This window comes from Cryobacterium gelidum (assembly GCF_004403985.1).
Classification (GTDB): Bacteria; Actinomycetota; Actinomycetes; order Actinomycetales; family Microbacteriaceae; genus Cryobacterium; species Cryobacterium gelidum.
This window is the reverse complement of the sequence record NZ_SOHL01000014.1, coordinates 1-24,072: the sequence shown is the minus strand read 5'-3', so window position 1 is coordinate 24,072 and position 24,072 is coordinate 1. Positions and strand designations below refer to the sequence as shown.

The 24,072-nt window shown below is 64.9% G+C and carries 25 protein-coding genes; 21 read left to right on the top strand and 4 right to left on the bottom strand.

Annotation, left to right across the window (positions count from 1 at the left end; genetic code table 11):
• The first annotated feature begins 486 nt into the window (after positions 1-486).
• The 20 genes from E3T50_RS16600 (at position 487) to E3T50_RS08365 (ending at position 20,422) form a co-directional block, all read left to right on the top strand.
• Positions 487-1,464, top strand: a complete 978-nt coding sequence (locus E3T50_RS16600; RefSeq protein ID WP_241990835.1) for a hypothetical protein — start codon at positions 487-489, stop codon at positions 1,462-1,464.
• Complete coding sequence (locus E3T50_RS08450; RefSeq protein ID WP_241990834.1) at positions 1,442-2,470, top strand: HAD-IIA family hydrolase; 1,029 nt, start codon at positions 1,442-1,444, stop codon at positions 2,468-2,470. The genes E3T50_RS16600 and E3T50_RS08450 overlap by 23 nt, the downstream gene beginning before the upstream one ends.
• A gap of 10 nt (positions 2,471-2,480) precedes the next feature.
• Positions 2,481-2,651: a hypothetical protein gene (locus E3T50_RS16200; protein WP_166784241.1), complete on the top strand. Its 171-nt coding sequence runs from the start codon at positions 2,481-2,483 to the stop codon at positions 2,649-2,651.
• 40 nt (positions 2,652-2,691) lie between these two features.
• Positions 2,692-3,543: a TlyA family RNA methyltransferase gene (locus E3T50_RS08445; RefSeq protein ID WP_277612661.1), complete on the top strand. Its 852-nt coding sequence runs from the start codon at positions 2,692-2,694 to the stop codon at positions 3,541-3,543.
• A 4-nt stretch (positions 3,544-3,547) separates the two neighbouring features.
• Entirely contained in the window at positions 3,548-4,468 is a 921-nt protein-coding gene (locus E3T50_RS08440) for an NAD kinase (RefSeq protein WP_134551443.1), read from the top strand.
• Complete coding sequence (gene recN / locus E3T50_RS08435; protein ID WP_134551442.1) at positions 4,465-6,177, top strand: DNA repair protein RecN; 1,713 nt, start codon at positions 4,465-4,467, stop codon at positions 6,175-6,177. The genes E3T50_RS08440 and recN overlap by 4 nt, the downstream gene beginning before the upstream one ends.
• 104 nt (positions 6,178-6,281) lie before the next feature.
• Positions 6,282-7,940 carry a CTP synthase gene (locus E3T50_RS08430; RefSeq protein ID WP_241990833.1) on the top strand — a complete coding sequence of 553 codons (1,659 nt, stop codon included), beginning with the start codon at positions 6,282-6,284 and terminating at the stop codon, positions 7,938-7,940.
• The gene (locus E3T50_RS08425; protein WP_134551441.1) at positions 7,933-8,568 is read left to right on the top strand and encodes an NUDIX domain-containing protein; all 636 of its coding nucleotides are present in this window, start codon (positions 7,933-7,935) and stop codon (positions 8,566-8,568) included. Before E3T50_RS08430 ends, E3T50_RS08425 begins: the two co-directional genes overlap by 8 nt.
• Positions 8,569-8,584: 16 nt before the next feature.
• Positions 8,585-9,556 carry a site-specific tyrosine recombinase XerD gene (locus E3T50_RS08420; protein WP_134551440.1) on the top strand — a complete coding sequence of 324 codons (972 nt, stop codon included), beginning with the start codon at positions 8,585-8,587 and terminating at the stop codon, positions 9,554-9,556.
• A 153-nt stretch (positions 9,557-9,709) separates the two neighbouring features.
• Positions 9,710-10,597 (top strand): ParA family protein, encoded by an 888-nt coding sequence (locus tag E3T50_RS08415; RefSeq protein WP_241978288.1) that lies wholly within the window; start codon positions 9,710-9,712, stop codon positions 10,595-10,597.
• Positions 10,581-11,405, top strand: coding sequence for a segregation and condensation protein A (locus tag E3T50_RS08410; protein WP_134551439.1), 825 nt, complete (start codon positions 10,581-10,583; stop codon positions 11,403-11,405). The genes E3T50_RS08415 and E3T50_RS08410 overlap by 17 nt, the downstream gene beginning before the upstream one ends.
• Positions 11,395-12,054, top strand: a complete 660-nt coding sequence (gene scpB / locus E3T50_RS08405; RefSeq protein WP_134551438.1) for an SMC-Scp complex subunit ScpB — start codon at positions 11,395-11,397, stop codon at positions 12,052-12,054. Before E3T50_RS08410 ends, scpB begins: the two co-directional genes overlap by 11 nt.
• 11 nt (positions 12,055-12,065) lie before the next feature.
• On the top strand, positions 12,066-12,875 hold the full coding sequence (locus tag E3T50_RS08400; protein ID WP_134459730.1) for a pseudouridine synthase: 810 nt from the start codon (positions 12,066-12,068) through the stop codon (positions 12,873-12,875).
• A gap of 32 nt (positions 12,876-12,907) precedes the next feature.
• Positions 12,908-13,990 (top strand): prephenate dehydrogenase, encoded by a 1,083-nt coding sequence (locus E3T50_RS08395; RefSeq protein WP_134459490.1) that lies wholly within the window; start codon positions 12,908-12,910, stop codon positions 13,988-13,990.
• A gap of 3 nt (positions 13,991-13,993) precedes the next feature.
• Positions 13,994-14,704, top strand: coding sequence for a (d)CMP kinase (cmk, locus tag E3T50_RS08390; protein WP_134551437.1), 711 nt, complete (start codon positions 13,994-13,996; stop codon positions 14,702-14,704).
• On the top strand, positions 14,697-16,208 hold the full coding sequence (der, locus tag E3T50_RS08385) for a ribosome biogenesis GTPase Der (protein WP_134459496.1): 1,512 nt from the start codon (positions 14,697-14,699) through the stop codon (positions 16,206-16,208). Before cmk ends, der begins: the two co-directional genes overlap by 8 nt.
• Before the next feature lie 432 nt (positions 16,209-16,640).
• Positions 16,641-17,531: a hypothetical protein gene (locus tag E3T50_RS08380; protein ID WP_134551436.1), complete on the top strand. Its 891-nt coding sequence runs from the start codon at positions 16,641-16,643 to the stop codon at positions 17,529-17,531.
• Positions 17,518-18,183, top strand: coding sequence for a sortase family protein (locus E3T50_RS08375; RefSeq protein WP_166784243.1), 666 nt, complete (start codon positions 17,518-17,520; stop codon positions 18,181-18,183). Before E3T50_RS08380 ends, E3T50_RS08375 begins: the two co-directional genes overlap by 14 nt.
• Before the next feature lie 192 nt (positions 18,184-18,375).
• Positions 18,376-19,224 (top strand): alpha/beta fold hydrolase, encoded by an 849-nt coding sequence (locus tag E3T50_RS08370; RefSeq protein ID WP_134551434.1) that lies wholly within the window; start codon positions 18,376-18,378, stop codon positions 19,222-19,224.
• A 514-nt stretch (positions 19,225-19,738) separates the two neighbouring features.
• The gene (locus tag E3T50_RS08365) at positions 19,739-20,422 is read left to right on the top strand and encodes a M23 family metallopeptidase (protein ID WP_166784242.1); all 684 of its coding nucleotides are present in this window, start codon (positions 19,739-19,741) and stop codon (positions 20,420-20,422) included.
• 186 nt (positions 20,423-20,608) lie between these two features.
• Here E3T50_RS08365 and E3T50_RS16830 read toward each other — a convergent pair whose 3' ends face one another.
• From E3T50_RS16830 to E3T50_RS08350, 3 genes are all read right to left on the bottom strand, one after another.
• A complete protein-coding gene (locus tag E3T50_RS16830) occupies positions 20,609-20,815 on the bottom strand; it encodes a hypothetical protein (protein ID WP_134551432.1) in 207 nt (68 codons plus the stop codon).
• Positions 20,816-20,838: 23 nt separating this feature from the next.
• Positions 20,839-21,126, bottom strand: coding sequence for a hypothetical protein (locus E3T50_RS16825; protein ID WP_134551431.1), 288 nt, complete (start codon positions 21,124-21,126; stop codon positions 20,839-20,841).
• Between the two features lie 389 nt (positions 21,127-21,515).
• Positions 21,516-21,761, bottom strand: coding sequence for a hypothetical protein (locus E3T50_RS08350; RefSeq protein WP_134551430.1), 246 nt, complete (start codon positions 21,759-21,761; stop codon positions 21,516-21,518).
• A gap of 186 nt (positions 21,762-21,947) precedes the next feature.
• Here E3T50_RS08350 and E3T50_RS08345 point away from each other — a divergent pair, with 186 nt between their 5' ends.
• Positions 21,948-22,289: a hypervirulence associated TUDOR domain-containing protein gene (locus E3T50_RS08345; protein ID WP_420898724.1), complete on the top strand. Its 342-nt coding sequence runs from the start codon at positions 21,948-21,950 to the stop codon at positions 22,287-22,289.
• 226 nt (positions 22,290-22,515) lie between these two features.
• On the opposite strand, the gene E3T50_RS08340 is transcribed toward E3T50_RS08345, so the two are convergent.
• Positions 22,516-23,727: an FAD-binding domain-containing protein gene (locus E3T50_RS08340; RefSeq protein ID WP_198417971.1), complete on the bottom strand. Its 1,212-nt coding sequence runs from the start codon at positions 23,725-23,727 to the stop codon at positions 22,516-22,518.
• Positions 23,728-24,072 lie beyond the last annotated feature (345 nt).

Sequence of the window (24,072 nt, the reverse complement as noted above, 5' to 3'; positions counted from 1 at the left end):
GGCAACTCGGATCGTCCCGCTCAGGGTGAACGTCCCCCGTACCGGGGCAACTCGGATCGTCCTTCCGGTGGCAATGACCGCGCGCCGTACCGTGGCAACTCGGATCGTCCCGCTCAGGGTGAACGTCCCCCGTATCGCGGTAATTCTGATCGTCCCGCTCAGGGTGAGCGTCCGCCGTACCGGGGCAACTCTGATCGTCCCGCTCAGGGTGAGCGTCCGCCGTACCGGGGCAACTCGGATCGTCCCGCTCAGGGTGAGCGTCCGCCGTACCGGGGCAACTCGGATCGTCCCGCTCAGGGTGAACGTCCGCCGTACCGCGGCAACTCGGATCGTCCCGCTCAGGGCGGGGACCGCAAGCCGTGGGCCAAGGATGGCGCACGGCCCGAGCGCAGCGATCGGCCCAGCAGCGATCGGCCCCGCTCCGACAACGACAGCAAGCCGTGGACCCAGCGCGGGGGTTCGCCGAACCGTGCTGGCGCCCCTCGCGTGGATGCCGGCAAAAAGCTGTGGACCCGCGACGGCGCCCCGGCCCGTAACGACCGCGATGCCCGCGTCGTCGAAGAGGAGATGACCGAGGAGCAGCGCATGCAGCGTGAGCTGCGTTCGGTGCGTCCGCGCCACGATGACCCGGAACTTCCCGACGACATCTCGGCCAACGACCTCGACCGCATTGCCCGCAACGAGCTCAAGACGCTGACCAAGGAAAACGCCGAGACCGTCGGCCGCCACCTGGCCATGGCCGCCCGCGTCATCGACGAGGACCCCCAGCTCGCCCACCGGCACGTGATGAGCGCCGCCCGCCGGGCTGGCCGGATCGGTGTGGTGCGCGAAAGCCTCGCGATCACCGCGTATGCCACTGGTGACTTCGCCCTGGCCCTGCGGGAACTGCGCACTTACCGTCGAATCTCCGGCTCGAACGACCAACTTCCCCTCATGGTCGACAGCGAACGCGGCGTCGGCCGCCCCGACCGCGCCCTCGAGCTGGGCCGTTCGGTCGATCGCTCCACACTCTCCCCATCCGTCCAGGTGGGCCTGGCGATCGCCATGTCGGGTGCTCGCCTGGACCTCGGGGAAGCGGACGCTGCGCTCGTCGAACTCGAAATTCCGCATCTCAACCCCAATACCGCCTTCTCGTACAGCCCCGAGTTGTTCGCCGCATATGCGGAGGTGCTCAGCGAACTTGGCCGCGAGGATGAAGCCGACGTGTGGCTGGAACGTGCCTCGCGCGCCGACGCCGCCCTCGGGGCTTCCGGTGCAGATGACGAAACCATCGAAATCGAAGAGATGGAAGACGACGACGACGACGCCCTCGCGTCCTTCGCCGCAGACGCCGGAGATGACGACGACGACGATGACAACCACGACGAAGTTGTCGACGACGCCGACGACATCGTCGCTGAAGCTGTCGACACAGCTGAAACTGATGACGAGAGCGAGCCGGATGTTGCATCGCCGAAAGCCTGAGTGGGCGACGCCGCTGGCCGGCGTTGACGTATTGCTGGCGGATCTTGACGGTGTTGTGTACAAGGGCTCGGCGGCTATTCCTTTGGCCGTCCAGAGCCTGAACCGTGCCGCTGAGACCATTCGGGTGGGCTACATCACCAACAACGCTTCCCGCACCGACCAGTCAGTCGCCGACCACCTCACCCAGCTCGGGCTGAGTGTGGCAGCAGCGGACGTTGTCACCTCGCCCCAGGCGGCCGTTCGGTTGCTGGCAGAGCATGTGGAACCCGGCGCCAGCATCCTCGTTATTGGTGGCGACGGGCTCGTCGACGAGGTCGTCAAGGCCGGGTTCGTCGTGACCCGATCGGCCGACGACAAGCCGGCCGCTGTGATTCAGGGCTTCGCGCCAGAGATCGGCTGGGTGCATCTCGCCGAAGCGGCGTTCGCACTCAACGCCGACGGTGTGGGTACGGGTATCCCGTGGATCGCCACCAATACCGACTGGACCATTCCGGTCGCCCGCGGGATTGCTCCCGGCAACGGCACGCTTGTTTCCGCCGTGCACACGGCCGTTGGTCGACTTCCCCTCGTTGCGGGCAAACCCGAAGCAGCCATCTTTCTGGAGGCCACCCGGCGATTCAATGCGCAGAATGCGCTCTTCATCGGTGACCGACTCGACACCGACATTTTGGGCGCCAATCGAGCCGGAATCCCGGCCGTGCTCGTGCTCACCGGCATCGACCGGGCCAAACAGGCCCTCGCCGCCGATAAGGAGTCCCGGCCGACCTTCATCATCGAGAACCTGCAACAGCTGCACGAACCGTACCCGGAGACCGTGTTTTCCAAGGACGGGTCGACCGCCACGGTGAACGGCGCGAGCGTGCGCATCACCGGCAACGACGTGCAAATCATTAAAGACGGCGACGGCGGAATCAACCTGCTGCGCGCCGCTTGCGCCGCGATCTATCGATCCGGGCGGGCGATCTACGGGCTCAACGTTCCGGAGCGACTGTATCTCGCGCAGTAGCCTAGACAGTGTGAACCCCGAGCCCGTCATGCCCGAACCAGACCCGGTTGATCTCGCCGCGCAACTGGCCGACATCGAGACCCGGCCGCTCGAGCAGCGTGCCGAAACGTTCACACAGCTCCACGAGCGGCTGCGCGAACAACTCGAAGACGTTGATACCGACCCGGCGGGCCGGGCATGACCGGCGATGAGACCCCCATGACCATGAGACGGAGGCACCTATGCCTGAGCACCTGACCGACACCAACCCGCTTGACGGGCTACCAGAACGGATGCCCGACTCCCGTCTCGACGCCGCCCTGGCCGACCGCGGGCTGGTTCGCTCCCGAACCGTAGCTGCGAAACTCATTGCCGACGGCCTCGTCACGGTGGATGGCCTCCCGGTCGTGAAGGCCAGCACCAAAGTCTCAGCGGACGCCGTTCTCGAGGTGGCCGCGACCGACCACTACGTCAGCCGCGGTGCCCACAAGCTCAACGCCGCCCTTGACGCCTTCACTCTCATCGTCACCGGTCGCACAGCGCTCGATGCCGGCGCGAGCACCGGCGGTTTCAGCCAGGTGCTACTCGAACGCGGCGCTGCCCAGGTGATCGCCGCCGATGTCGGCCACGATCAGCTCGCCGCGCAATTGAAGACCGAGTCGCGGCTGAAGCTGGTCGAGGGTTACAACATCCGCTATGCAACCCCGAAAACCCTTGCCGGTGCATCCGGAATCGACACCCGACCCGACCTCGTCGTGGCCGACCTGTCGTTCATCTCGCTGACCACCGTGTTACCGGCTCTCGTGGCCACAGCCGCGGCGGGCGCCGACTTCGTGCTTTTGATCAAACCGCAGTTCGAGGTAGGCCGCGGCGGCATTCGTGAGGGCATCGTGCACGACAAGGGACTGCGCTCCGATTCCGTGGCCGGTGTACTCTGGGCCGGCTGGGACCTCGGCTTGAAAACCTGCGGCGTCATCGCCTCGCCCATCATTGGGGCGGCCGGGAATCACGAGTATCTGTGCTGGATGAGTGCCACGGCCGGATCAAATCCGACAGAATGGATGGACCGGATCGAAACCATGGTGGGGGCGTGACGAATTGAGCGAGACCCCGCGGTACTTTCTGATCGTGGCCCATACGGGCCGCACCGACTCTGTCGAAGCCGCCTCGACGGTCTGTAAGCAGCTTCTGGCCGCCGGGGCCGTGCCGGTGCTCGCCAGCGATGAACGCGCCGACCTTCTGGCTGCCTGTCCGGAGCTGAACGGCCATATCGCGATTCTCGGTGACACGGTGCGCATGTCCGAGCTTGAACTTGTCATCGTGCTCGGCGGTGATGGCACCATTCTGCGTTCGGCCGAACTCGTACGTGGTTGTTCGGCCCCGCTGCTCGGTATCAATCTCGGCCACGTCGGTTTTCTCGCCGAGAGCGAGCGGGACGACCTCGGTGAGGCGGTGCGCCGCGCCCTCAAGGGCGACTATGAGGTCGAAGAACGACTCGCCCTGTCTGTGCGGGTCAAGGTCGCCGACGAGGTGGTCTACGAAACCTGGGCGCTGAATGAGGTCACCGTCGAAAAGGCCAGCCGCGAACGCATGATCGAGGTTGTCGTCGAGGTCGACGGCCGTCCACTATCGTCATTTGGCTGCGATGGCGTCGTGTTTTCCACCCCGACCGGCTCGACCGCGTACTCGTTCTCGGCCGGCGGCCCCATCGTCTGGCCCGGGGTCGAAGCGCTGCTGCTGGTACCGCTCAGCGCGCACGCCCTGTTCGCCCGGCCGCTCGTGGTCGGCCCGGAATCGTCGCTGGCAGTGGAGGTTCTATCCCGCACCGGTGCCCGTGCGGTGCTCTGCGCCGACGGCCGCCGCACCCAGGACCTTTCAGGCGGCGCCCGCGTGATCGTTCGCCGCTCGGATGTTCCGGTGCGATTGGCCCGCCTGCACATCGGCCCCTTCACCGACCGTCTGGTTAACAAGTTCAACCTGCCGGTCACCGGCTGGCGCGGCCCGGTCGGCCGCGAGTGATCGACGAGCTGTTCATTCGCGACCTCGGCGTCATCGCCGAGGCGACGCTGCCGCTCGGCCCGGGGTTCACCGCCGTCACCGGTGAAACCGGCGCCGGTAAAACCATGGTGGTCACCGCGCTCGGACTGCTGCTCGGCGACCGAGCGGATGCTGGCACCGTGCGCCAGGGCCAGCCGCAGAGTTTCGTCCAGGGTCGCTGGGTCATCGACCCGGCCGGTGCCGTCGCCGAGCGGGTACGCGACGCCGGGGGAGACCTCGACGGCCCCGAGCTCATTCTCGGACGTTCCGTCTCGAGCGAAGGGCGCAGCCGCGCCGTCGTCGGCGGACGCGGAGCTCCGGCGAGCGTGCTCGGCGACCTGCGCAATGACCTCGTCGTCGTGCACGGGCAGAGCGACCAGGTGCGCCTGCGTTCCGCCGCCGCCCAGCGCGACGCCCTTGATCGCTTCGCCGGCGGCGAACTCGCCGCCGTACTCGGCGACTACCAGCATGCCTTCCACCGCTGGCAGACCAACCAGGCAGACCTGGACCGGCTCGTCATCGAACAAGACCTGCGCGCCCGCGAGGCCGACGACCTGCGTGCCGCGCTGATCGAGATTGAAACCGTCGCCCCGCAACCCGGCGAGGACGCCGAGCTGGGTGACCGCGCCGAACGCCTCGGCAACCTCGAAGAGCTGCGTCTGGCCGGCGAACAGGCCCGCCAGCTCATCTCGGCCGAAGACAACCCCGACGATCTGCCCGACGTCGTCGCCCTGCTCGAAACCGCTCGGCGCGCCCTCGACCGGGTCGCCGCCCACGATGTGACCCTGCCGCCGCTCGTTACCGCCATCGCCAACGCTGGTTTCGTCGTTGCCGACATCGCCGCCGAACTCTCGAGCTACCTGGCCGGCCTCGACGCCGATGGTGCGCGCGAGCTCGAAATCGTGCAGGAACGCCGTGCCGAACTGAGCATTCTGGCCCGCAAATATCCGGGCGGCCTCGAGGAAGCCATCGAGTTTCAGGAAACCGGCAGTACGCGTCTGCTCGAGCTCGACTCCGACTCTGACCGTATCAACCAGCTCACTGCCGCAGCGGATGCCGACCATGAGCTGGTCACCGGCCTCGCCGCCGCCCTCAGCGCGTTACGCGCAGCGGCAGCCGTGCAACTCGGTGCCCGGGTGACCGCCGAGCTTGGCGCGCTCGCGATGCCGGACGCCGTCCTCCATGTGCAGGTCGAACCCGGTGCGGAATTCACCGTCACCGGCTGCGACCTCGTGCGCCTGCTGCTCCAGCCGCACGCCGGTGCTGAGCCGAGAGCGCTCGCGCGCGGGGCATCCGGCGGGGAACTGTCCCGAGTGATGCTCGCTATCGAGGTCGTCATCAACGCGACCGACCCGGTGCCCACCTTCATCTTCGATGAGATCGACGCCGGCGTGGGCGGAGCCGCGGCGATTGAAATCGGTCGACGGCTGGCCCGACTCGCCGAAACCGCCCAGGTGATCGTGGTCACCCACCTCGCCCAGGTCGCCGCGTTCGCCGGCAACCACCTCAGCGTCGTCAAAGACAGCGACGGATCGGTCACCGCCTCCAGCGTGCGCCAGCTGCGCGGCGACGACCGTGCCGCCGAAATGGCTCGCCTGCTTTCGGGGTTGCCCGACTCGAAGAGCGGCCTCGCACATGCCAGAGAACTGCTCGACCTTGCGCAGCCCGCCACTCCTCCGTCTCACAAGTAAGCGACCAAATTCAGGTGATAGCATTGAAGCCCGTGGTGGAAAATATAATTACACGCGGTTCAGACAACACGCGATCAGACGGCTCGAGCAATTCCAGCGGCACCGTGAAGCACATTTTCGTGACCGGGGGTGTGGTCTCCTCGCTCGGTAAGGGCTTGACGGCGGCCAGCCTCGGAAACCTTCTCACGGCACGCGGCCTGCGGGTTGTCATGCAGAAGCTCGACCCCTACCTCAACGTCGATCCGGGAACGATGAATCCGTTCCAGCACGGTGAGGTCTTCGTCACGGACGACGGCGCCGAAACCGACCTCGACATCGGGCACTACGAACGCTTTCTCGACATCAACCTCGGCCAGTCGGCCAATGTGACGACCGGGCAGATCTACTCGCAGGTCATCGCCAAGGAACGCCGTGGCGAGTACCTCGGCGACACGGTGCAGGTCATTCCGCACATCACCGATGAGATCAAGCGTCGCATGCGCCTGCAGGCCAGCGACGAGGTGCGCCCCGACGTGATCATCACCGAGGTTGGCGGCACCGTGGGTGACATCGAATCCCAGCCATTCCTCGAGGCCGCCCGCCAGGTGCGCCACGAACTCGGCCGCGGCAACGTGTTCTTCGTGCACGTCTCGCTCGTGCCGTTCCTCGGTGCAGCCGGCGAACAGAAGACCAAGCCCACTCAGCACTCCGTCGCCACCCTGCGCTCGATTGGAATCCAGCCCGACGCCCTCGTGTTGCGCAGCGATCGGCCCGTCTCCGAGTCGAACAAGCGCAAAATCGCGCTCATGTGCGACGTTGACGAAGACGCCGTCGTCAACGCCGTCGACGTCGCCTCAATCTACGAGATCCCGACCATGCTGCACGACCAGGGCCTCGACAAGTACATCGTCACCGCCCTCGGCCTCACCGCGGACACGGTCGACTGGACCGGCTGGAAGAACCTGCTCGAGGCCGTGCGCCACCCCAAGCACGAGGTCACCATCGGCCTGGTCGGCAAGTACATCGACCTGCCGGATGCCTACCTCTCGGTCACCGAGGCGCTGCGAGCCGGCGGATTCGCCAATCAGAGCAGGGTCAGAATCGTCTGGATCGGCTCAGACGATTGCGAAACCGACGAGGGAGCCGCGCGGCTGCTTGGTGAGCTCGACGGCATCTGCGTGCCGGGTGGCTTCGGTATCCGCGGCATCGAGGGCAAGCTCGGTGCTCTCAAATTCGCCCGGGAAAACGGCATCCCCGTGCTCGGCCTGTGCCTCGGCCTGCAGTGCATGGTCATCGAATACGCCCGCAACAAGGCCAACCTGCCGGGAGCCTCCTCCAGCGAGTTCGACCCGGAAACCGAGTTTCCGGTCATCGCGACCATGGAAGAGCAGGTGGAGATCATCGCCGGCGGCGACCTCGGCGGAACCATGCGCCTCGGCCTCTACCCGGCCAGCCTCGCCGAAGGTTCCCTCGTTGCCGAATTGTACGGCGCCAATGAGGCCTCCGAACGTCACCGCCACCGCTACGAGGTCAACAACGCTTTCCGCGACCAGATCGCCCTGGCCGGTCTGTGGTTCTCCGGCACCTCGCCTGACCGTCACCTGGTCGAGTACGTCGAACTCAAGCGCGACGAGCACCCGTTCTACGTCGGCACGCAGGCGCACCCGGAGCTGCGGTCGCGGCCGAACCACGCGCATCCGCTGTTTCGCGGTCTGATCAAGGCCGCGCTCGAGCGCCAGGAGGCCAGCCGGTTGTTCGAGGTGAAAGAAGAACTCAGTGCTTGAAGATTTGCTGCAGGATGACGTTGTACCGGTCCACGTAACCGCGAGCGACGTAGTCTACGACGGTGCCATCTGGAACGTGCGTCGTGACTCGTTCGGCTACAACGGCGCGAGTATCACCCGCGAATATATCGACCACCCCGGCGCAGTCGCCGTGCTCGCCCTCGACGAGCGCGACCGGGTGCTCCTGATCAAGCAGTATCGGCACCCGACCGGCCTGCGTGGCTGGGAGATACCGGCCGGGCTGCTCGACGTGACCGGTGAGAACGCCGTCGTCGGTGCCCAGCGCGAGCTGGCCGAAGAAGCGGATGTCGTCGCCTCCGAGTGGTCGCTGCTCACCGAGTTCTACACCTCGCCCGGCGGCAGCAACGAAGCCATTCGCGTCTACCTTGCCCGGGGCGTCTCCGCGGTCGCAGCGTTCGAGCGCACCGAGGAGGAAGCCGACATCGAGCTGCGCTGGGTCTCGCTCGACGAGTGCGTCGACGCCGTGATGGCACGGCGCATTGCCAATCCGATTCTCATCTTGAGCATTCTGGCCGCTCAAGTGGCCCGTTCGCGCGGGTGGAGCGCACTCGCGCCGGCGGACCTGCCGTGGCCGCGGCATCCGCGTAATCGGAACACTACGGCCTGAGAACGCTGGCCTGAGCATGTCGATCGCGGCGCCCGTGGCTACGGCGGTGCATTCCTATCTGCGGCACGTGGCGGTCGAACGTGGCCTCGCCGGCAACACCGTCGCCGCCTACCGCCGGGATCTCGGCCTGTATACGGCCTGGCTGGTAGCCGAACCGGAGACAGACACGGCCGCCACGATTGCCGCCGGTGCTCCGCCGCGACCGATCACCGATCTGCGCGCAGTCACCCGAGGGCACATTTCGGCGTTCGTGCAGTACCTCGGCCTGCGTTCGACATCACCGTTGACGGCGGCGTCGATCGCCCGCATCCTTTCAACCGTGCGCGGCTTCCACAGCTTTCTGCTCGATGAGGGCCTGGTTGAAGCGGACGTCGCGCACGATACCAAACCTCCCAAGCTCGCCCTGCGCCTGCCCAAGGCGATCTCGATCGAACAGGTCACCGCGCTGCTCGCCGCCACCGACGGCGACGACGTGCAGCGGCTGCGCGATAGGGCCCTGCTCGAACTGCTCTACGCCACCGGCGCCCGGGTGAGCGAGGTGGTCAACCTCAACGTCGACGACGTGCTCGTGGAGGGCTTCGACTCGGTGCGCCTCACCGGCAAGGGCGACAAGCAGCGCATCGTGCCGGTCGGCAGCTTTGCGCGCACCGCCGTCTCGGACTACCTCGTGCGGGCCCGGCCGATGCTGTCGGCGCGTGGACGGTCGACGCCGGCCCTGTTCCTCGGCCTGCGCGGACAACGAGTCAGCCGACAGAACGCCTGGCTGATCATTCGTGCCGCCGCCGAACGCGCCGGGCTCACGGTACCCGTGTCGCCGCACACCCTGCGACACTCCTTTGCCACGCACCTGCTCGCCGGCGGCGCCGACGTGCGTGTCGTGCAGGAGCTTCTGGGTCATTCCTCGGTCGCAACCACCCAGATCTACACCCTCGTCACCATCGACACCCTCCGCGACATGTACACCACTGCCCACCCGCGGGCCCGTTGACCGCTGGGCGCACCCGTGGTGGAGGCGGAATGAGAGAACCGGTGCCTCGCAGCCACCAGAGACCGGCCCGCGCGGCGATCCTCCAAGCGACCAGGCGTTCCACTCGCTAGAATCAACCAAGTGATGGGTGCAGGACGAATCAAGGACGGGCCAGTGACGCGTAAGTTGAGCGAACGAATTTCGCTTCCCGGTTTCGAGGAGATACCGGTAGGTCCGACGGGGCGCGAAAAACACGAGTTCGCCGAACCGGAGCCGCTGAAAAGCCACGGTCCCGCCCGCATCATTTCCCTCTGCAACCAGAAGGGTGGCGTCGGTAAGACCACGACGACCATCAACCTCGGCGCAGCCCTGGCCAGGTACGGGCGCCGGGTACTCGCCATCGACTTCGACCCCCAGGGTGCACTGTCGGCCGGCCTCGGCGTACCCACGCACGACGTCACGACCATTTACGATCTGCTGCTCAACGGCAAGGTCGACCCGAAAGAGGCGATTCAGCCGACGTCGGTCGAGGGACTCGACGTCATTCCGGCCAACATCGACCTGTCCGCCGCCGAGGTGCACCTGGTCAACGAGGTCGCCCGCGAGCAGATTCTCACTCGTGTGCTGCGCAAGGTCTCGGGCGACTATGACGTCATCCTCATCGACTGCCAGCCCTCGCTCGGCATTCTCACCGTGAACGCGCTTACCGCCAGCCACGGCGTGCTGATTCCGCTCGAGTGCGAATTCTTCGCGTTGCGCGGCGTCGCTCTGCTCATTGAAACCATCGACAAGGTGCGCGACCGACTCAACCCGGCCATCGAACTCGATGGCATTCTCGCGACCATGTACGACTCGCGCACCCTGCACTCCCGCGAGGTGCTCGAGCGCGTCGTCGACGCCTTCGGCCACAGCGTGCTGGAGACCGTCATCGGCCGCACCGTGAAATTTCCCGACGCGAGCGTGGCCGGGGTGCCCATCACCGACTTCGCGCCCGAGCACGCTGCAGCGAAGGCGTACTTGCAGGTGGCCCGCGAACTGATCCACCGTGGCGCAGTCGCCTAGCGCGGCCGAGAAGCCCGCGTTTTCGGTCGCCCTCGGCAACTTCGAGGGCCCGTTCGACCTGCTGTTGAAACTGATCACCCGGCACGAACTCGACATCACCGAGGTCTCGCTCAGCCAGGTCACCGACGAGTTCATCTCCTACCTGCGCGGCCTCGAGCCGGACCAAGAACTCGACCAGGCCACCGAGTTCCTGGTCGTCGCCGCGACGCTGCTCGACCTCAAAGTGTCCGGACTGCTGCCGCAGGGCGAACTCGTCGACGCCGAAGACGTGGCCCTGCTCGAAGCCCGCGACCTGCTGTTCGCCCGCCTGCTGCAGTATCGCGCCTTCAAAGAAGCCGCGCGTTGGTTCAACGGCCAGCTCGACATCGAGACCCGCCGCCACGTGCGTTCGGTGCGCCTCGAGGAGAAGTACCGTCAGAAGACCCCCGAGCTGGTCTGGACGCTCTCGCTCGCGGACTTCGCCGCTCTGGCCGCCGTCGCCCTGGCGCCGCGGGAGCTGCCCGTTGTGGGCCTCGACCACCTGCACGCGCCGCTGGTCAGCATCCGCGAACAGGCCGCCTATGTCGTCGCCATGCTCCAGTCGGGGGAGCCGATCTCGTTCCGGGCGCTCATCGCCGGCGCTGATCTGAAGGGCGTCATCATCGCGCGCTTTCTCGCGGTGCTCGAGCTGTACCGCCACGGGGCACTCTCCTTCGACCAAATCGAGCCACTCGGCGAACTCATCCTGCGGTGGAGCACCGAGTCTCTCAATGGGCAGGCCTGGACCGATGAAAATCTCGCCACACTGGGAGCCGACTATGACCATTAACCACCTGACACTTCAAGAACCAACCACCGATACGCGCCTCAGCGCTTCGAAAACGGATGCCGCAGCATCCGTATCCCTCGAAGCTCACGGCCTCGACCGCCAGCTCGAGGCCGTGCTCATGGTCGCCGACGAACCACAGGGCCTCGTGCACCTCGCGACCGCCGTTGGGCGGCCGATATCCGACGTGGCGGCATCCGTTGCGCGGCTCGTGGCCGATTTCAACGGCGTCGCGGGCCCGGACGGTACCCGAACCATTCGCCGCGGTTTTGAACTGCGCGAGGTCGCCGGCGGCTGGCGCATCTACGTGCGCGCCACGCACGACGAACTTGTGACCGACTTCGTGCTCACCCAGAATCCGAGCCGGCTCAGCCAGGCAGCCCTGGAGACCCTCGCCGTGATCGCCTACAAACAGCCGATCAGTCGCGGCCAGGTCGCGAGCATCCGCGCCGTCAACGTCGACTCCGTCGTGCGCACCCTGCTCGGTCGCGGCCTCGTGATCGAAACGTTCACCGACAGTGAAACCGGCGCGATCAACTACGCCACCACAGACTTGCTGCTCACCCAGCTCGGAATCAACTCGCTCGACGAGTTACCCCACCTATCGCCGCTGCTCGACGGCGGCACCGACGGATTCGAGGATCTGCTTTGACCCAGGACAACATGCCCCACGACAACGCCCCCCGCGACCCCAACTTCAATCCAGAGGCCGCGGCCGACGGCGTGCGCCTGCAGAAGGTGCTCGCCTCTGCCGGCGTCGCCAGCCGTCGGGTCTCTGAAGACCTCATCACCTCGGGCCGCGTGCGCGTGAACGGCAAGGTCGTCACCGAGCTCGGCCGCCGCGTGCACCCTGAAACCGACCAGGTCGCCGTCGACAATATCGCCGTGCAACTCGACACCACCCGCCGTTACCTCATGCTCAACAAGCCGGTCGGCGTCGTGTCCTCGATGCAGGACGAGGGCGGCCGCCCTGACCTGCGCGAATTCACCGACCAGTTCGACGAACGGTTGTTCAACGTGGGCCGGCTCGACGCCCAGACCAGCGGCCTGCTCATTCTCACCAACGACGGTGACCTCGCGCACGTGCTCGCCCACCCTTCCTTCGGCGTCTCCAAGACCTACATCGCCAAGGTCGAAGGCCGCGTCTCGCCGCAGACCATCGGCCAGCTGCAAAGCGGCATCGAACTCGACGACGGCCCCATCCACGCCGACAAGGCACGCATCCTCACGAGCCCTCCCGGCGGTGGGCACAGCATGGTCGAGCTCACCCTGCACTCCGGTCGCAACCGCATCGTGCGACGGATGCTCGACGCCGTCGGTCACCCCGTGGTTGACCTCGTGCGGCGCCAGTTCGGGCCGCTCAACCTGGGAACCCTGCAGCAGGGCGCCGTGCGGGAACTCACCCGCGAAGAACTCGGCCAGCTGCTCACCGTGTCCCGCCAGGCGCCCAGCGCGCGGCCCGACGCCAACTAACGAACCAGCGACCTCAGATAGGGGACACAACCATGGCTGAAAGCCGCCTCGTCGGCCCGGTGCGCATCGTCGGCGTCGGCCTGCTCGGAACCAGCATGGGCCTCGGCCTGCGCAATCGCAAGATCGAGACGATCCTCGCCGACGCGTCACCGACCAACCTGCGCATCGCCATCGACTATGGTGCCGGCCGCGCTGCGCAGCCCGGCGACCAACCGCAACTCATCGTGGTCTGTGTGCCTCCCGATGTCACCGCCGAGATCGTCGCCCGCGAACTCGAGGCCTACCCGGGCGCGATCGTGACGGATGTCGCGAGCGTCAAGCTGGCGCCGCTCGCTGAGCTGCGCCAGCGTGGAGCCGATATCAGCCGCTACATCGGCTCGCATCCGCTCGCTGGTCGGGAGAAGGGCGGCCCGCTCTCCGGCCGCGCCGACCTGTTCATCGGTCGCCCCTGGGTTGTGGCCGCGCACGACGCGATCAGCTATCAGCAGGCTGGACCGCTCGACGACCTCATTCTCGACCTCGGCGCGATTGTGGTCGAGATGACTCCCGAGGAGCACGACCTCGGCGTCGCGCTGGTCTCGCACGTGCCGCAGGTCATCTCCACCCTGATGGCTCGTCGACTCACTGGCGCTGCCCACTCCTCACTCAACCTGGCCGGGCAGGGCCTGCGCGATGTGACCCGCGTTGCGGCGAGTGACCCCGATCTGTGGGTGCAGATTCTCGGCGCCAACGCCGGCCCTGTTCGCGATGTGCTGGTGGCCTACCGCGACGACCTCGACCGGTTCATCGACGCTCTCGAAGACCCGGCCAAGCCTGGCGCGCAGCGTCAGGTCGCCGAGGAGCTCGCTGGCGGCAACGCCGGGGTGGCCCGGTTGCCCGGCAAACACGGGCAGGACCGCCGATTTTCCTCGATGGTGGTCATGGTCAACGACCAGCCCGGCCAGATCGCCCGCCTGCTCAACGACATCGGTGAACTCGGCGTTAACCTCGAAGACTTACGCTTGGAACACTCGCCGGGCGCTCAAATCGGTCTCGCCGAAATCTCTGTACTGCCCGAGGCCGTCACTCGCCTCACCGAAGAGCTGGCCGACCGCGGCTGGCGGATTGCTGGTTAAAGCATGGCACGTCACTCCTTCCCCATCCTGGTCGCCATCGATGGTCCGGCCGGCAGCGGCAAGTCGAGCGTGAGCCGTGCGGTTGCGCGCCGCCTCGGTTTCGCCTACCTCGATACCGGCGCCGCCTACCGGGCGCTGGCCTGGCTGGTACTCGACCGAAACATCGATGAGACTGCGCTTTCTGATGCGGCACAAGCGGATGCCGTGACCGCGCTCCTCAAAGACTTCGACTATTCGATCGGTACCGACCCGGACGAATACTTCGTCACGGTGGGCCAGGCCGACGTGACCGACGCTATCCGCTCACCGGAGGTCAGCGCCGCGGTCAGTGCTGTGGCCCGCGTTCCCGCGGTGCGCCAGGCGCTCACCGAGCTGTTCCGGAGCCTCGCCGCCAACGTCGATCGGCCCGGTGTGGTGGTCGAAGGACGCGACATTACGACCATCGTCGCCCCCGAGGCCGAGGTGCGCATCCTACTCACAGCATCCGAGGAGGCTAGAATGACTAGACGCTCTGCGGAAATAACGACCCAATCGGCTGAAACCGTGGCAGAACAGCTGCGATCGCGTGATCGCGCTGACTCACAGGTTGTCGATTTCATGAGCGCTGCAGACGGTGTGATAACCGTCGACTCCACCCATCTCGACTTCGAGCAGACCATTGAAGCGGTCATCGACGTCATACACACACGCACGAAGCGGGCTTTTAATGAGTAACGAATACGACGACACGAGCTCAGTGCTCGACACCGAGCTGGCGGAACGACTTGCCAACCTCGACGAGGAACTGGCCACCCGGCGCTCCGCCGCGCTGCGCACCGGACTCGACGACTACGATCTCGACGAGGAAGACCTCGACGTACTGCAGGCCGTCACCGACGACCCCGACGCCATTCAGTACCTGCCGGCCGTTCCGGTGATCGCGATCGTCGGCCGCCCCAACGTGGGCAAGTCGGCGCTGGTCAACCGCATCCTCGGCCGCCGTGAGGCCGTCGTCGAGGACACCCCCGGGGTCACGCGGGACCGCGTGGCGTATAAGGGCGAATGGCACGAACGCAAGTTCAGCCTCGTCGACACCGGTGGCTGGGAGCCCGACGCCAAGGGTATCGACGCTTCCGTCGCCGCTCAGGCCGAGATCGCCATCGACCTCTCTGACCTCGTCATGTTCGTCGTCGACTCCAACGTGGGCCCGACCTCGACCGATGAGGCCGTCGTGCGCATGCTGCGTAAAAGCGGCAAGCCCGTCTTTTTGATCGCCAACAAGGTCGACGACGTGCGTCAGGAGCCCGAAGCGGCCAGCTTGTGGTCGCTCGGCCTTGGCCAGCCGTGGCCGGTCTCCGCCCTGCACGGTCGTGGTGTTGCCGACCTGCTCGACGCGATCCTGCTCGTGCTGCCCGAAATCTCCAATGTTGCCAAGCAGGAGGTCGGCGGCCCGCGCCGCGTGGCCATCCTCGGCCGCCCAAATGTCGGCAAGTCCAGCCTGCTCAACAAGGTTGTGGGGGAGGAGCGCGTCGTTGTCAACGAGCTCGCCGGCACCACCCGCGACCCGGTCGACGAGCAGGTCGAACTCGGCGGCAAGGTCTGGCGTTTCGTCGACACCGCCGGTATCCGTCGTCGTGTGCACCTCTCGCAGGGCGCCGACTTCTACGCCTCGCTGCGCACCAGCGCCGCCCTTGAAAAGGCCGAGGTGGCCGTTGTACTGCTCGACGTGACCGAGGTCATCAGCGAGCAGGACGTGCGGGTGATCGACCTGGTCATCGAATCGGGCCGTGCGCTCGTGCTCGCCTTCAACAAGTGGGACCAGATCGACGACGACCGTCGCCGCTACCTGGAGCGTGAGATCGAGCAGGACCTGGCCCACGTTGCCTGGGCCCCGCGGGTGAACATCTCGGCCAAGACCGGTCGCCACATGGAGAAGCTGGTTCCGGCCCTCGAGCTTGCGCTCGAGTCGTGGGACACCCGCATCGCCACCGGCAAGTTCAACGCCTTCCTGGCCGAGCTCGCTGCCGCGCATCCGCACCCCGTGCGCAGCGGTAAGCAGCCGCGCATCCTGTTCGGCACGCAGGCTTCGAGCCGTCCGCCGACGTTCGTGGTGTTCACCACCGGGTTCCTCGACCCGGGCTACCGTCGTTACATCCAGCGTCGCCTGCGCGAGATCTACGGCTTCGAAGGAAGCCCGATCAACCTCAGCATGCGGGTGCGCGAAAAGCGCAAACGCTAAATTTCACAACGGATGCGGTCGGCCCTGTTCACGCAGGTCCGGCCGTATTTTTATGCCTTCCGGGCGGTGCGGTAGCTATCCGTCACAACCGTGCCTGACCCGGCCGCATGCGCTTGAGGCGCCGCCCCGGGGCTGCTGCCGGCGGGCGCCCTATTGATCGTCGGGCACTGGCCCGACCCCGGCTCCGCCGGCCACGGGCAGTACCCTAACGGGGCGACGGTGACCGGGTCGGATATCCGGCGCGGCCTGAATCGTCCGTGTGGCGCATCGAAAACGCCGAAGAGTGATTGTTGACCGGCCTACTGCGCGGGCTCGCGCTGGCCCCGTTTGGGGAGCCACGTGATAGCCTCGAAACCTACCTTGAGGAGAGTTGTGAATACGGCCATAACTAAGCCTGCCCGTATCGGCGCACCTCGTTTCACCGCCACGTTAATGCGAGTCTTCACCCTGGCCGCAGCGCTCGTCATCGCCATTCTCGGGTTGACCCTCGCTCCTTCGAGCGGGTCTGCTTCCGCCGCTGAATCGATCACGCAGTGCAATGGCGCCGACAACACCGGTGGTCTGGGACTGAACTGTGACGTCACCGTCATCAACAACCTCAACACGACTACGGGAGTGGCGAGTTCCGTTGTGACCGTCACAGAATGTCACGCGGCTGCGAATACGGCCCCGATCTGCACGGCGCCGGTTACGACCTCCTACGACTCGCTCACCACGTCGGTGAACCAGTGCAACAACGCCGCGAACGGCGGAGGTGCCAGCGTGGTCTGCAACGTTTTCGTCACCAACAACATCACCGGGGTGGCGTCGACCACCCTCACCGGAGCAACGGTCAACCAGTGCAACGGGTCCGGCGCGGAAGGCACCCAACCGACTCTCGATTGCAATCCGTTCCCGGCCAACACGACGGGCGCGACAATCACGCAGTGCAACGGGTCAGTCAACGGTGGCGGCGCTGCTGCGCGGGTAATCTGCAGCGTTACACCGTCCACGATGAGCGCGCAGCTGCCGGTTTCCATCAACCAGTGCAACGACACGGCCAACGGTGGCGGATCTCTCGTGACCTGCACCGCCTCCCTGACGAACATCGCCCTCGCCTCCGCAACAGCACCGATCGCGACGGCGACACCGGTTGCGGGAGCACCTGTCGCGACGGCGACGCCGGTCGCGAAAAATACTCTCCATGATTCCAGGACCGACGGCTTCACCCACGTTGCCGCCAGTGGCGACACGTCCCTTCTCCTCCTCGTGGTCGGCCTGTTGATGCTGGCTGGGCTGCTGGTTGCGGCCGTTGCCGTGCGCCGGATCGGTGCTCGTCGCTAGACGAGCGCTGCTTGGCGGCGGAGCGGCGCTGCTCTGCGCCGTATTCGTCGGGTGGATCGTCCTTCACCCGGCCGGGCAGGTGTCTGCCCCGACGGTCCAGCCGACGAGCGCGACCCAGCGGCCGGCCCCGGAAAGATCGGCGTCGCCCGCGGCCGTTCCTGACGTCGCTATCAGCGCATCCGCGCCGCTTCGTCTCCGGGTGCCCTCGATCGGAATCGACGGACCCGTCTTCGAATACACCCAGACGATGATCGACGAACTGGGCGGATTCGATCCCCCCGAGCTCACCACCATTTCCTGGGACACCACCATTCCTGGCGGTTTGGCCGGAACGGATGCGACGAACACGCTCTACCTCTACGGTCATTCCTCGGTCAACGAGGCCGTGTTCAACGGCCTCCAGGACGTGCCCTCCGGAGCGGTAGCGAGCATCGATACGGCCAACGGCCGGCTCTGCTACGTCGAACAGAAGGCCCTCAAGCTGGCTAAGGCTGAGTACAAGTACAACGACGAACTCACCGACGCGATCCCGAACCGCTTGGTGCTCGTGAGCTGCTACCGCCCTGTCGGCTACGATCCGAACGCCGCCACCGTGCAGAACATCGTTCTCGTACTGCAACTGGACCAGGACAAAACCAACGCCGGGTGCTGATCGCCGCTGCAAGCAGTCAAGGACGCCCGAGACTAAGTGACACGTGGTGACCGTCTGCGTAGTCACGGACCGCGAGAACGGTGGAACATCGCTGTTCCCTTGTCGTTCAGCGTTCTTCCAGTGAAACCCGATTACCTCTAAGTCAGCATTCTGGTCAACTCAAACGAACCATTCCGATCACGAGGAGAGAACATGCCCTTCATCACCGTCCCCGGTCAGAACGATCCCGACGTGGAACTGCACTATGAAGATGTCGGCGCCGGGAAGCCCGTCGTCCTGATCCATGGCTGGCCCCTGAGCAGCCGGTCCTGGGAGGGTCAGGTGCCCGCGCTGGTCGACGCCGGCTACCGGGTGATCACGTACGATCGTCGCGGGTTCGGCCAGTCGTCGCAGCCGTGGAATGGGTACGAATATGATACCTTCGCCGCCGACCTGAAGGCTGTTGTCGACACCCTGGACCTACGGGACGTCACTCTGATCGGATTCTCAATGGGTGGCGGTGAGGTTGCCCGTTACGTGGGCACGTACGGTACAGATCGCGTCGCGAAGCTCGTCTTCGCCAGCGCAGTGCCACCATACCTGTGGAAATCGGATGACAACCCAGATGGCGGCGTGGATGCCGCATTGGCCCAGTGGTTCCACGACGGGTTGACCGGGGACCGGCCGGCATTCCTGCACGAATTTGTTCAGATGTTCTTCACCGCGGGTAAGCCGTCGCTGCTGAACAAGCCGAAGGTCAGCTCGGAGCAGATTGCTTACAACCTTGATATCGCCGAAATGGCGTCGCCGAAGGGCACGGTCGACAGCACGACCGCATTCGCCACGACGGACTTCCGCGACGACCTGACGAAAATCACCGTGCCGACCCTGGTGATACACGGTGATTCCGACATCATCGTGCCGTTCGAGGTCAGTGGCAAGCGCACTCACGCGGCCGTCTCCGGCAGCGAACTCGTGGTGATCGAAGGCGCCCCCCACGGTCTCACCGTCTCACATAAGGACGAGTGGAACCGGCACGTACTCGCCTTCCTCGCGAAGTAGCAGAACCCACGAAGGCCCTTCACCACCTGGTGAAGGGCCTTTTTGGGCTTTTACGACCCTGCGCCTCTGGCACCAAATGAAGATACATTCAGTCCCCTCGCAATGGGCGTTGAAAACGAATACTCGGGCCTGGTGGCGACCATGGCAAAGCTCGACCCCTCGCCCGGTTCCTGCCCGGGTTGAGCGCGCCTGCTCGTAGACACCGCGCACTCAGGTTTCTGAGATAACCTCGACGCTTCTGCACTTGGCGTCATGACGATCTCCTTGTCGCAATTTAGGGCTCTTTCTCACCGGTAAGTGCCGTTTCCCCGGGCCCTGTCCCGGCTGAAACGCCTCCGGTGAAGTGTTCTACCGCCCCGCGCTCCGCCGCGATAACGAGAGTTGAAGTATGCGTCCCATCCAAAATCTGTTCGCCGTGCGCCGGCGGGCGCCCTTAACTGGCCGCACCGATGGGGCGCCACCAGCCGGCCTTCGTGACGCCTCGCTTTCAACCGTGGGCAGGGTGAGGACGTCGATGCAGCGCTACGTAATCGGTCCGGTCGCTATGGCTTTCGTTGCCGTCCTCGCCGTTAGTGGTTCCGTACCGGCTTACGCGGTGGTCGCGGACGCGTCGTCCGCACCAGGACAGACCTCATCCATTTCCAGGCCCGTCCAGAGCCTGCAGGTCGGTTCGGCTGCACCGCTCACAGTCCAGCGAGATGGCTACACCTCCGCTGCTGCCCCGAAACCGGAGCCCAAGCCCGTCGCGCACGTGCAGGCCGCCGCCACCAATGTTGCCGCAGTAACGGGCGACGGCTGGACGCTCCCGGTATCGGGCCGCCTCAGCTCTCCTTTCGGAGAGCGCCCCAATGCGCCAGTCGCCGGTGTTAAGCCATTCCACTCGGGTGCCGATATAGCCGCACCGTGTGGTCAGCCCGTTCAATCCGCCCAAGCGGGAACTGTCGTCGAGTCTGGCTTCCAGGGAAGTTACGGCAACTGGGTTCTGATCGATCATGGCAATGGGATCCAAACCGGTTACGCGCACAACAGCGAGCTCCTCGTCAGCACGGGCGAGCAGGTTGCCGCTGGCGCCACCATCGCCCTCGTCGGATCGACGGGGGCTTCGTCGGGTTGCCACGCGCACTTCGAGGTCCGTGTCGGCGGAGCCCCGGTTGCGCCGGTACCGTTCATGAGTTCCCGGGGTATTTCGCTCGGCTGAGCCCCGAACGCTTTACGCCTAGTCGAGCCCCTATCAGCGATCACCCGACGCCAATCGAGTCCGGTGACAACACCCCCCGGATCATCAACGACTGGGGGCAACAATCATGCCGGACCCGACAGGCCAACTCCGTCAGATACTCACACCATCCGAGGTTACAAACAAGGTAACGGGGGGTGCCGCTGTTCAACGCCCGAAGCCAGCCTTGTCGACCTTGCGATGAAATCGCATCCCCGCGATGCCACCCAGGACGGCACCGCCCAGGCTGACGTTTGCGATCGCGACCGCCGTGATAACGCCGCTCAAGGCGAGTTCGCCTTCGTTCATCGGGATGCGCGGGAAGCTGTTCAGGTTGGCGAGAATGTTGAACTGGCTACCGGCGATGGCTGTCACGACGGCCAGGACCACTGCGATGATCAGCGCCCACAGCCAGGCGCGATGCCCTGCTTTGCGCCGCTGAACCGCGCCATCCGGCCGGCTACGTAGCCGCCGCACAGATACGAGACGAAAACGACGACGATCAGGGCGATGGCTCCAATGAGGCCGACAGCCGACGCGTTCTCGGCCGCCATATCAGCGGACCGGTTGGGGTCGGCCTGTGTTCCAAGCCCGACGGCTGCGCCGGCTCCGGCAACGAGCGCTGTCAGGAGTACCGCGGCTCCGGTGGCGGTCAGCCATCCAAAAAATGCCGTGCGAAACCTCATGCCACCGAACTGTTCTTCCTCTCTCGCGACGACGCCTTTCCGAATGGTATTGCCGTGCAATGCCGAACGTGATCAGGTCAGTGATTGGGGCCAGCGCCGGCTAGATGATGCAGACCCGGTGACAACGCACCGGGGGATCGGCCTCAGTCAGGCGGTTCGGTTTCACCGTACGGGGGCGAGTTGATGCCGACCCGTCCATATCCACGTCTCCGGGACCGTCCGGTCCGCCGGTCCCCGGGGCCACCTTGACGTCGTCAGCGGCGTCCGCATCGATCGATTGTGGTACGAACTGAGCCTGCTTCGCTTGGGCCTCGGCCTCGGCCTCGGCTTCGCTCGCCGAGCTCTAGCTACGGTCTTTGCGTTTTTGAACGTTGTTTTGAGACATTTGTCTACTTTTTCGAGAACCTATTCGGTTCAAGGCTGGCGATGCGCTGTGCATGATCTTGAAGGGTGTCCTCGCTGACGTGTATTCCGACGTCAGTAAAACGCTGACGCAGAGCGCTCAAGACGTGCGCCTCGTCATGACCGGCCAGATCAGCCTCCTGCTGCACCAGGATCCCCGCCACCTTGGCGTCATCCGGTTGGGTATGTTGATCTTGGATCGGTTCGTCCTGGGTGCCGCTGTCATCGGTCATTCTTACCTTCTCTTCATCGGATACGTCATGAGCGTTGGGCCTGACTGCGTCAACGACTACGTGGTCTAGCCACGGACGTTCATTAGCGGGTGGAAAAGCAACGGTAGTCCTCGAAGTTGTGGCTGACCAGTGTGATGAGTTCTCTATTTAGACTCGTGCACCTCGCACGGCCATCCCGTCACCCGCGTGAGCACGAAGTACGATCCCGCGCGGCGGCTTCGTTCCCACCGTGCCTGGCCGATCCTGGGCAAGACCAACCCCACCCTGCTAGCCCACATCCGCTTCCGTCCGTATGCTTCGAGGATGACGGACTTCAGCAAAGGTGACCGGGTGAGTTGGGCGACATCTCAGGGGCGAACTCAGGGAGAAGTAATCGAGAAGAAGACGAGCGACTTTGATTTCGCGGGCCAAGCGTTCCACGCCTCGAAAGAGGAGCCGGCGTTTATCGTGAAATCTGACAAGACGGATGCGGAAGCCGCGCATAAGGCCAGTGCCCTTCGCAAGCTGACGCCACGCAAAGGCAACTAAGCGCGCGGCCTCCGACAGATGCAACCTGGCCGGACTGCCCCGGTAGGCGACAGTACGACTCAGCCTCTCAAAACCAAGCGTTGGCCCGCGGCGAGTCTAAGTATGCCGCTGAGCCGCTGAGCCGCTGAGCCGCTGAGCAACTGAGCAACTGAGCAACTGAGCAAGGAATCAGCCTTGGTGATTCAGGCGTCGGCGCGGGCACGCCGGTTAGTGAAACAAGTCCGGACTATTTCGGCTGCGTAAGATTCTTGCGCCACGCCGAAAAACTCTGGACAGAGCCGGCATGTGGTTGGCGAAGCCAAGGCCACGGATGAAGCTCCGCGGCGGTCCCGGAGTATTTTTCAAAGCTCGGGACCGGCGCCCAGGTGATCGCGGCGCGGAGGTCTGGAGCGATCTGTCTCGGGTCTCCGAGATGCACGATCACCTCACGGCGCATCGCCAAGTCCTGGAGTGTCTCGACGAAAAATACCAGCCGTTTGCTGGAAAGCTGAAGTTTTGCAAGGGCCGGTTCGTCGAAGATAAAGACGGCCGGTAGCTGTGGATGCGCGAGAAGAGCTGGATCCGCATCGCCAAGCGATTCGACGGTGAGCAAGACCGATTGTGGCGTGGTGCGCTGGACGACCGTGGTGGGACCGCGGGTGGTTGCAAGATCGTCGTCTCGCGCGAGCAGCGGAGTCGGATTCGAAACGGGGTGCAGATCCAGGTCGGGAGGAAAGTTTTGAATCGGGCAGTTGCGGTTGAGGGGGCAAGCCGCACACAATTGGGGCGCGCGTTTCTCGACCTGCCAACGTGCGAATCCGTAGGGTTTGCTCGAGCCCGCACCAACCGTCCATTGCCATCCGAGCAGGTTGGCAGCGCGAGAACCATCTAGCAGGTGGCGATGAAAATACTCCTGCCCGGCTACCCATCCCGCTCCGGATCGCACCGCATACTGCGAGGCGAGCCACATACGAGACTGGTTCACCAGCCAGCCGTCCGTTTCCAAACTCGCGAGTGCCCAGTCAATGCAGGCCATTTCGCGCGGCCAGGCCGCTGGCGCAAAATCCCCCGACCATGCAACATCGAACCGCAAATTGCGGTGAAGATGCATGCCGACTCGAGCATATAAATGTCTCGCATACTCCTGCCAGAGCAATTCGTCGCGGAATTTGGACACATCCGAAGCCGGACCTGCTGCCACTGCGTTCCAGACCTCCGGTAACGGAAGTAACCCGTGGCGAATGTAGGGCGACAACCGGGAGGCTCCGCGACCTGATTCCGGAAGCACTTGGTTGCGCGTCGCGGCGAACCGTGCCACATCGAACGCGTCGAGCGCAGTATCCGCCGCCGTTTGGCCACCGCGGATGTTGGGACTCGCCCTGATGCCATCACTCACGAGGTGCGACAGGTGTTGATCGACAACGGCTTCCGGGGAGATACCAGCAAGTGCAATGATCACCGGATGATTCTAACGCCCGAAAATATCGAAGTGCGATACACGAAACCCACGTCCCCGGCAGGCGTCATCCGTGCCGACGCGCCTTAAATCCCGTGCAGGGTGCCGATCGGGTGATGAACACAATCACCCCGAGAAACCCAAAGCTGACCAGCATTTCTAGGAATCCGTCTCGAATTAGCTGGCAAACTCTCGTCTGCCGGAGTACGTTGAGAAACATAACCAAGTTAGCTATTAATTTTCGTTTGATCCCCGTCATTTCGGCGAATGCTCGTGAACAGCAGAGGACAACTTGATACCTGACTCCCTGACCCAGACCCAGTACGACACCATCTACAACATGTTCTC